This window comes from Providencia sp. AGC89 (genome assembly GCF_053543535.1).
The window spans coordinates 122762-130473 of record NZ_JBIXLP010000062.1; the positions used below are offsets into that span (position 1 = coordinate 122762).

5 protein-coding genes are annotated in these 7712 nt (G+C 40.5%); 3 read left to right on the top strand and 2 right to left on the bottom strand.

Features of this window, described 5'->3' with window-relative positions; all coding sequences use genetic code 11:
- The first annotated feature begins 18 nt into the window (after nucleotides 1-18).
- A complete protein-coding gene (locus tag ACIPUA_RS11905) occupies nucleotides 19-1725 on the top strand; it encodes an ABC transporter ATP-binding protein/permease (protein ID WP_042847016.1) in 1707 nt (568 codons plus the stop codon).
- Nucleotides 1715-4495: a M16 family metallopeptidase gene (locus tag ACIPUA_RS11910; protein ID WP_449059698.1), complete on the top strand. Its 2781-nt coding sequence runs from the start codon at nucleotides 1715-1717 to the stop codon at nucleotides 4493-4495. The genes ACIPUA_RS11905 and ACIPUA_RS11910 overlap by 11 nt, the downstream gene beginning before the upstream one ends.
- Before the next feature lie 71 nt (nucleotides 4496-4566).
- Here ACIPUA_RS11910 and ACIPUA_RS11915 read toward each other — a convergent pair whose 3' ends face one another.
- Nucleotides 4567-5583 carry a hypothetical protein gene (locus tag ACIPUA_RS11915; RefSeq protein ID WP_449059699.1) on the bottom strand — a complete coding sequence of 339 codons (1017 nt, stop codon included), beginning with the start codon at nucleotides 5581-5583 and terminating at the stop codon, nucleotides 4567-4569.
- Between the two features lie 205 nt (nucleotides 5584-5788).
- On the opposite strand from ACIPUA_RS11915, the gene ACIPUA_RS11920 reads away from it, so the two are divergent.
- Nucleotides 5789-6283, top strand: coding sequence for a GNAT family N-acetyltransferase (locus tag ACIPUA_RS11920; RefSeq protein WP_042849056.1), 495 nt, complete (start codon nucleotides 5789-5791; stop codon nucleotides 6281-6283).
- A gap of 58 nt (nucleotides 6284-6341) precedes the next feature.
- On the opposite strand, the gene deoD is transcribed toward ACIPUA_RS11920, so the two are convergent.
- Nucleotides 6342-7058 carry a purine-nucleoside phosphorylase gene (deoD, locus tag ACIPUA_RS11925; protein WP_004914779.1) on the bottom strand — a complete coding sequence of 239 codons (717 nt, stop codon included), beginning with the start codon at nucleotides 7056-7058 and terminating at the stop codon, nucleotides 6342-6344.
- Nucleotides 7059-7712: the final 654 nt, after the last annotated feature.

The window sequence follows — 7712 nt, forward strand, 5'->3', positions numbered from 1 at the left end:
ACAAATGAATAAAACGTCATGAAGACACTGAAACAATTTTTCTATTTAGTTAAACCTTTTTGGGGGCAGCGTGCTGCCCTTTTGTGCTGGATACTCCTGTTTGCCTCACTTGGGCTCACACTGTCCTCAGTTTGGTTCAACGTCAAAATGAATATGTGGAATGGGGACTTTTATAACGCCCTACAAAAACTCGACGGCCAAGCGCTGTATGGTTTATTGCAATACTTCGTGATCTTAGTCAGTGGACTAATTTTTGTCGTCGTGATGGGTAACTACCTAAAGCAAATGTTAATTATCCGTTGGCGCAAAGGCATGACCGAGCAAGTACTTAGCCGTTGGTTGTCACCGAACAGTAAACACTACCTACTAAGACTAACATCCCAAGAGCCCGATAACCCAGACCAACGTATCGCCGAAGATATTCGTTTACTGATTGAATCAACATTAAATTTAGTGGTGACATTCCTCCACTCAATGTTAACGCTGATTTCATTTGCTGCGATTCTTTGGACATTGTCTGGCAGCCTATCGTTTAATTTTGCCGATAGCGACTGGACCCTACCCGGCTATATGTTCTGGGCATGTATTATTTATACCCTAATTGGTATCGCGCTTACTCAATGGATTGGTTTTCCACTACGCCGTTTACATATGGATAAACAACGCCGTGAAGCCGATTACCGTAGTGCATTAATTAATTGTCGCCAACATGGCGATGCCATCGCAGGGCAACGTGGTGAGACCCAAGATAGAAAAGAACTGATGGGGCGCTTTGGTGAAATTATTAGTAACTGGAACCGCCTGATCCGCTGCGAACGAAACTTATCTTTCTACACTGTTGGTTATCAACAAGTCACCGCTTTAGCACCTGTATTACTCGCTCTTCCTAAATTCCTTGCGGGTGAAATTATGTTGGGTGGCTTAATGCAGCTACGCCAAGCGTTTACCAGTGTTGCCACTTCACTCGGTTGGTTTATTTTTGCCTATAAAGAAATCGCAGCATGGCAGGCAACGGTCTCCCGTTTATATAATTTTGTTGTTTTATTGGAAAACGATAACAAGGCTATAGTGACTCTCGACGAAAAATCGCCACCACTGCAGGCTAAATTATCAGTTTCTACCGCAGACAACCGCTGCTTAATTAATTCTGTGAATATAACTGCCAAGCAAGGCGAATTAACCTTGATTAGTGGTCGTTCCGGTATTGGTAAATCGACTTTATTACGTACACTTAGCGGACATTGGCCATTTTTTAACGGTACCATTACCCGAACAGAGCAAGTTATGTGGGTTCCACAGCGCCTTTATCTGCCCATAAGTCGTTTGGATAACCTACTGGCTTACCCTAAAACGACATCTCAATTCAGTCAGCAAGATTTTCAATATGCGTTAACTTTAGTTGGCTTAGAAAAACTGCATCATCAACTAGCACTCGAAACCGATTGGAATAACCGTTTATCTGGTGGGGAACAACAGCGGATTATGTTTGCGCGTTTATTGCTCAACCGACCAAAACTACTTTTATTAGATGAAACAACCTCGGCCCTTGATGAGAACAGTGCTTTAGAGCTAATCGCCCTATTAAAAGCAGAGTTGCATGACAGTGCCATTGTCTTAGTAAGCCATCAAAGCTTTGTTGCTCAGTTTGCAGAACAACAACTGCATCTCACCGAACCTGTGAGTAAAGACCTTTTGAATACAGGAACACCTGAATATGCTTCATAAAATAGCCCTCACCATAATAGCCAGCCTAACGGTTATCGGTTGTGTATCCACCACCCCAACCTCAAACAACCGCTTACCAGTGCGCAATGACCTTCAGCACTATCAGCTTGAGAATGGACTGCAAGTTTACCTTCTACAACGTAATCAACCGGGCGTTGAGCTGCGTTTATTAGTCGGCAGTGGCTCATTACAAGAAAATGAACAGCAGCTTGGCCTTGCGCACTTTACTGAACATATGGCCTTTAAAGGCACCAAACACTTCCCGGGCACGACCGGTTTCAAGCAGCTTGAGCACCAAGGGTTAAAACTTGGTAGTCATGTTAATGCGATCACCAGTTTAAATTCCACGCTATATAAATTATCACTACCAGAAGCCTCGACAGCACAAGTTGCCATTGGCTTACAAGTAATGGCAGATTGGGCGTCAAATATGACATTTGACCAAGATGCTTTTGAAAAAGAACGTCCAGTGATTATCGAAGAATGGCGTTTACGCCAAGGGATGGGCTATCGCATCAACGATAGTTTAGAAAAATTACGTTACCACGGTAGCCGTTACGCTGAACGCAACCCCATAGGTTCATTAGATATCGTACGCAATGCCCCGATTGAGCAAGCGAAAAACTATTATCAAACATGGTATCAACCTCAACGAATGTCGCTATTAATTATTGGTGATTTTAATAGTTCATCAATACGCAATCAGGTTGATAATTTATTTGCACTCCCTAAACCCGAAAAAGTGGCAGAAGATAACCCACAATGGAAACAATTCGCCCATTCAACCAATATGTTAGTGCAAGGGGTGTTTGATAAAGAGCAAGGGGCGCGTTATGTGCAATTTGCGTTACAAAAGGATGTCAGCGCACCGCTAAATACGCGCTTAGGACAATCCGAAGATTTACTAGATAACCTCTGGTTAGCCATTTTAAATCAACGCTTTTCCGTCATAGTCGATAATGGCATCTTGCCCTCCATTAGTATCAATGAGCAAGGGTCGATGCTGGATAACCGACGCCTTCAACAGTTGATGATTATTCATCCAAAGGGTAACGATTACATCGGGGCAACCCAACTGTTATTCACTGAATTGCAGCGCTTAGCCACGGAGCCTGTAACTCCTGAAGAACTGGAAACGGCCAAACAAGCCATGCTGAAAAAATTCAGCCTGCAAGCGGCTTCAGAGCAACGTTATAGCAATGAATATATAGCAGGGCAACTGACAACGGCACTTGAATACGACATGCCAATGTGGAATAAACGCCAGCAGTTAGATAACAGCTACCAGTTGATAAAATCTGTCAAACCGCAGGACTTACAACAACATGTCGCTAAGTTCCTACAAACTGCCTCCCCGCGTTTAGCATTAATTGGCCCCGATACTGATGCCACGACAATGGACAAATCGGCATTTAATCAGCAATGGGTTAAAATACGCCAAAGCACACCAGGACCATTTAGGTTGCGCTCCAAAGCGATTCAATTACAGCTACCTCAAGTTCCCAAAGGTGATATTGTTGAGCAATCTAAGCTGCCCGTTGAAAAAACAGAACATTGGACATTAAGCAATGGCATTCAGGTAATTGTTAAGGCAGATAAAAACCTGAAAGATGATATTCAGTTTAATTTGCAGCTTCCGGGAGGGCGTTCTTTAGAAACGGCTCAAACTTCGGGGTTAACTGATTGGGCGTTGAAGCTGCCAGAAAGCAGTGGCTACGGTAACTACAGTGCTCGTGATTTGGCTTTATTTGCTAAACAAAACCAAATTTCTCTGCGCCCTTATAGTGAATTACTGACTCACGGTTTTCGTGGTAAAGCGCCAGCTGATAACTTAGAAACCGCATTGCAATTGTTGCATTTAAAATTAACCGCACCGCAATTTAGCGGTGAGAAATTAGAACAACAAAAACAATCCTTAACATTGAACCTATCCAAAACCCCCGTAGAACGTACTTTCCTCGATAATATTAATCAAGAAAGCTATCACCACGGCGAACTATTAGTCATCAAACCACAAGGAAGCTGGCAACAATTTACGGCGCAACAGTTACAAAAAACCAACCGCCAACTAGTGACCTCTACAGCAGATATGACGTTGGTTATCTCAGGGGCCATAAACAGTCGTGACCTCAAACCAATATTAGAAAAGTGGTTGGCATCTCTCCCTGCGAGCGACCAAAAACTAAAATCTCGTGACCAAGGCATCATGCCAAAAATGGCCAGTTTTAATAAAACTTATCCCATCAGTAGTAGTGATAAAAGCATGGTCAGCATTCAATTCGCCTCACCTGCGATGTGGTCACAGCAAGACCAACTTGCAATACAACTGATTGATACGATTGTTAGTCAGCGTTTACGTGGTGAGTTAAGAGAAAAAGCCAGTGGTATCTATGCGCTCGGTTTTTCACAAATGTTAGCGAAAAAACCACAGCCTTATTACCTTGCTCGCTTGAATTTCACCACCTCTCCAGAACGTGCTGAGGAAATGACGCAAATTGCCCAAAAAACGATTGGGCAAATTCGTCAAACCGGTGTGAGTGAAAAAGAGTTAACCGAAGCGAAAAATATTTGGCTGACAGAAAATGCACAAGTCACTGATAGTTCAAGTTATTGGACCGAAGCTCTGGCACAGATTGCCGCTGATGATGGGCAATACCAGCGTTTAAACCAACAGCAAAGTATTATTCATCAACTCACGGTTAAGGATATTAATCGTTTATCTCGTCAATATTTAGGGCAGAATTCAAAAGTGTTTATGATGACGCCTTAATTTAGTCATTAAGGTTAGAAAGCCAACAATATATTGTTGGCTTTTTTATTCCGCACTATCATTATTGCTATTCAAAAACAAAAGATTTTTTTTACCTCTAAATAAGCTTTTTTTATTTTTTTTATGAAAAAAAACAATTTACATTCAATAGTATTTAATAATCGCTCCCGTAAGCTTTTAGGTTTCATCTTGATATCATCGAATATACGGACAGGCTTGACTATTGCAGTCTCTATTTTTATATAATCACCAAGATTACTCTCAATTCTATTCAGCGTTGCCTGCGGTAAGATCTCAAATGCATATTCGTATAACTCATTTAGTTTCTTAATAAATACTTCTGGTTTCTCTTCTCTCTTCAAACTCAAAACATTCTCTCTAAAGTGAATAAATAGCTTATCGGGAACATCTTTTATTCTACTCATTTTAGAAATTGTTTCAGTTAATTTATTATATAACTGATTAGCAACATCAATCGGTTCTGGTATTTTTATAGTTTCTTTTGGTAGCGGAGGAAGAGGTTTTAAATCAGTACATTGTGTATTTTTAGCTATCTCCATTGGTTCTTTTAAATAGCTAACAATGAATTCATTTGTAACATATTCTTGATCTATAAAAAGCTCATAAAAGTCATAAATTTTAATAACAATGTCATCCGAAGATTTCGTTTTTTTCATTTCTCTAATTATTTCTTTAATGAGATCAATGCTTTTATTGTCTACTTTATTATTTTTCAATAAGCTATAGAAATTTTCTTCTATTTCATTTGGAATGGTAATCGCTTCCATCAATGGCGGCCATTTCGTCCTCTTAATGACTCTTATTCTATATTCATTTCTTTCAAGTCCAACTTGAGTTAGATTATTACCTTTCAATACACCGTGAAGAGGTGGCTCTGCATATTTAATATCATCAATATTATTTTTATTCTTTTCTCTTAGATTTATGGGCGATAATGTTGGAGTCTGTTTAATATTTTTAATTTGTTTAGTAACATATTTTTTAATTTTTTTCGGAGCACTCTTTATGTGAACTTTTTTCATTGTTAAACTAGTGAAAAAATTTTTTTTACTCATTGATTCAAGCATGATAATTCCTCTGAATAAATTACTGAACGCTATATAGCCAAAATCGTATATCTATTTATTATGTTGTGATATCAGATAGCGATTTTGTTTATTTTTAGTCACTCAATTTGTAATGCCTTTCATGACGTTGATGACTATCGATTGACAGATTATCGTTTTAATGTGATTAATATTCTTATAATAAATAACGATAAAGAGATTCTATATGAATAATGTAACCATCCGCAGAGCAACACTGGACGATGTCCCTGCAATCACCCAAATGCACGCTGACTATTCGGCATATGCCAACACATTGCAGCTTCCTTATCCAAGCGAAAAAATATGGGAAGCCCGGCTAGGCACGAGTGATCCGTTGGTAACACAATTTGTTGCCACTATTGATAAGGAAGTTGTAGGTTTGCTAGTCATTAGTCAGCCTAACCAAGTGCGCCGTCGCCATGTCGCCACTTTCGGTATTACCGTCAGTGAAGCTCACCAAGGCAAAGGTATTGGCTCACAACTGATGCAAGTGATGGTGGATTATTGCGATAACTGGTTGAATGTGCGCCGTATTGAGTTAGAAGTATTTGCGGCAAATGGCAGTGGTGTTGGGCTATATGAAAAGTTTGGCTTTGAACTCGAAGGCCGCATGAGAGACTATGCGTTTCGTGATGGGCAATATGTCGATGCCGTGATGATGAGTAGAATCAAAAAATAGCGATAAAAAATGCCACACAATAGGTGGCATTTTAGTGCATCATGAAAACATCTAACGACTATTTGTCGCCTAATAGCACTGAATCTAATGCAATTTCAATCATCTCATTGAACGTAGTTTGACGCTCTTCTGACGTGGTTTGTTCACCCGTTTTGATGTGGTCAGAAACGGTACAAATCGTTAATGCGCGCGCACCAAACTCAGCCGCCACACCATAGATACCTGCAGCTTCCATTTCAACCCCCAGAATGCCGTACTTTTCCATCACTTTAAACATATCAGGGTCTGGTGAATAGAACAGATCCGCAGAGAACAAATTACCAACGCGCACATTCACGTTTCTTGCTTTTGCTGCTTCAACCGCATTGTGGACTAAGTCATAGTCTGCAATCGCTGCAAAATCATTTTCTTTAAAACGTTGGCGGTTAACACGCGAATCCGTACAAGCGCCCATACCTATTACAACATCACGCAGTTTTACATCATCCATCACTGCGCCACATGAGCCCACACGAATAATCACTTTTACACCGAAATCGGTGATCAGCTCTTTTGCATAGATAGAGCATGAAGGGATCCCCATGCCGTGACCCATAACAGAGATTTTGCGACCTTTATAAGTCCCTGTAAAACCTAACATGCCACGCACATTATTGACTTGGCGAACATCCTGAAGGAAAGTTTCAGCGATGTATTTTGCACGTAATGGGTCGCCTGGCATCAAAACGACATCAGCGAAATCACCCATTTCTGCATTAATATGTGGAGTTGCCATGATTATTTCCCTTTAAACGATTAAATATTGTTAAATTAATAAGGTGGTCTCCCACCTTATTATTAAAAAAGATGACAGCAAAGCCTTGCCCATTACCTTTAATTCCCCGCCATTACCCTAAATAATTTGAGTTGTAGCAAGGCGGCAAGCTAAACCATCCCTATGAGCATACACAAGTATGTGATTAGGGTGGTTTTGTGCAGCCAACAAACTACAGCTAAAAGTATGACGACAAAACTCGCCCATCGCCCTTTAATTGCTCGAAATTACCCTAAATAATTTGAGTTGTAGCAAGGCGGCAAACAAAACCATCCCTATGAGCATACACAAGTATGTGATTAGGGTGTTTTTGTGCAGCCAACGAACTACAGCTAAAAGCATGACGACAAAACTCGCCCATCGCCCTTTAATTGCTCGAAATTACCCTAAATAATTTGAGTTGTAGCAAGGCGGCAAACAAAATCATCCCTATGAGCATACACAAGTATGTGATTAAGGTGGTTTTGTGCAGCCAACGAACTACAGCTAAAAGCATGACGACAAAACTCGCCCATCGCCCTTTAATTGCTCGAAATTACCCTAAATAATTTGAGTTGTAGCAAGGCGGCAAGTAAAACCATCCCTATGAGCATACACAAGTATGTGATTAGGGTG